The sequence below is a fragment of the Microbacterium sp. zg.Y909 genome (assembly GCF_024626565.1).
In genome coordinates, this window is record NZ_JANJFJ010000550.1 from 1 (window position 1) to 2,233 (window position 2,233).

The 2,233-nt window shown below is 75.1% G+C and carries 2 protein-coding genes; both read left to right on the forward strand.

Annotated features, from left to right (window positions below):
• Positions 1–64: 64 nt before the first annotated feature.
• A complete protein-coding gene (locus NQ160_RS22655; protein ID WP_257517285.1) occupies positions 65–1,648 on the forward strand; it encodes an urea amidolyase family protein in 1,584 nt (527 codons plus the stop codon).
• A 394-nt stretch (positions 1,649–2,042) separates the two neighbouring features.
• On the forward strand, positions 2,043–2,233 hold a 191-nt coding region (locus NQ160_RS22660; RefSeq protein ID WP_257517284.1), incomplete at its 3' end, for a hypothetical protein.

Genomic DNA, 2,233 nt, shown 5'->3' on the forward strand with positions numbered 1-2,233 from the left:
TGGCCATGGCCCTCGCCGCGCGACGGGCGCTCACCGCCGAAGGCGTGGCGGTGCGCGCGCCGTGGTGAGCCCGCCGCGCATCCTTCCCTTCGGCCGGGCGGCGCTGTTGGCCGAGGTCGATTCCCCCGCCGCCGCCCGCGACCTGCACGCCCGGCTTCACGCGTCCCGCCCCGCCGGCGTCGTCGACGTCGTGCCCGCGGCGCGCACCGTGCTCGTGCAGGTGGACCCGGCGGTGCTGTCGCTCGCGGCGGCCCGCAGGTGGATCGCCCACGCGCCGCCGGCTCCGACCGCGACGGTGGATGCCGGTGAGGTCGTGGTGCCGATCCGGTACGACGGCCCCGACCTCGCCGACACCGCCGAGGTCCTGGGCGTCACCGTGGACGAACTCGTGTGCCGCCACCGCGAGGCGAGGTGGACGGTGGCGTTCACCGGCTTCGCGCCGGGCTTCGGCTACCTCGTCAGCGACGACTGGCCCTTCGACGTGCCGCGACTGCCGACGCCGCGCACGCGGGTGCCCGCGGGCAGCGTCGGGCTGGCCGGCGGCTTCTCGGGCGCCTACCCCCGCGCGACACCCGGCGGGTGGCGCATCATCGGCCACACCGACGCGACGCTGTTCGACCCCGCCGCGGCATCCCCCGTGCTCCTGACGCCCGGTCGTCGCGTGCGCTTCGCCCCCGTCGCCCCCGCCCCGTCCCCGTCGCTGAAACCGCATCCGGTGGCCGAGACCGTGGGAACTTCCCCACGTCTCGGCCGTCAGATGCGATCTCGCGGGGAGCCGGCCGCCGTGGAGGTCGTGGCGCCTGGCCCGCTCGCGACCCTGCAGGACCTCGGACGTCCGGGGCACGCGGCCGAGGGCATCGCCCGCTCGGGCGCCGCCGACCGCGGGGCGCTGCGCACCGCGAACCGCCTGGTCGGAGGCGACGAGCACGCCGCGGCGATCGAGGTGACGATGGGCGGATGCCGGGTGCGCGCCGCCCGCGACCTCGTCGCCGTGGTCACCGGCGCGTGGGGCCCGATCGCGGTGGCCGGGCGCACCGTGGACCCGTACGTGCCGTTCCCGTGGGCGGCGGGCGAAGAGCTGCACCTCGAACGGTTCGCGGCCGGGGCGCGGGCATACCTCGCGGTGCGGGGCGGGTTCGACGGCCCCCGGGTGGCCGGCTCCCGCTCGACGGATGTGCTCGCCGGGCTGGGGCCGGCCCCGCTCGCCGCGGGCGACGTGCTCGCGCTCGCCGCGGACGCCGCCGGCGGCATCCCGCCGCTGGACCTGCACCCGTGGGGACCGCCCTCAGCCGGGGTGCTCGAGCTCGACCTCGCGCCGGGCCCCCGCGCCGACTGGTTCGCGCCGGCGGCGCTTCACACCCTGTACGAGGCCACCTGGACCGTCACCGCCGACGCCGACCGCGTCGGCATCCGCCTCGACGGACCCGCCCTTGCCCGCATACGCCGGGGGGAGCTCCCCAGCGAGGCCATGGTGCCCGGCGCTCTGCAGGTGCCTCCGGGCGGGCGCCCCACGATCCTCGGCGTCGACGGACCGGTCACCGGCGGCTACCCCGTCATCGCCGTCGCGACCGATGTCGCCCTCGACGCCCTCGCCCAGGCCCTGCCGGGCCGCCAGGTGCGCTTCCGGCACGCCCGACCGCTCCGCTGACGGGCGCTTCCCCGGCGCCCGCCACAGGAGATCTCCCCGGCACAGGACGCATGCTGCCGGAACGTCCTGGTTGCGCGTTATCTCGTGTTCCGAGCGCAACCCCGGTGCCCGGCGCCCAGCCGGACACCAGGTTCACCCCGCAGAATCAGAGGGATGCCGCGCGGTTATACCGCAGCCTGCACAGCTCGTCAAGAATCCGGCTGGACATGGCGCGTCGTGCGGCATATAGTTGTTCTTTGCGCTCCCTTCCCCTTGCCCTCATATGGTGGTCGGCTGTGCCTGCGTTCCCCCGCTTCACCGCGGCGTGCGGTCGTTAGGCTTCGGGATTCGAGGGGAGCACTCCACCTGACGACAAGGAAAACGAGCCCTTCCCGGGCCCACGGAGGTAATCCCCTTGGCTGCTGCGCGCAACGCATCCAACCCCACCACCAACCTCAAGAACGGACGCGGCGCATCCCGCCTGTCGTTCGCGAAGATCTCCGACACGCTGGAGGTCCCCGACCTCCTGGCGCTTCAGACGGAGTCCTTCGACTGGCTCGTCGGCAACGACGCCTGGAAGGCCCGCGTCGCCGACGCGCAGGCCCA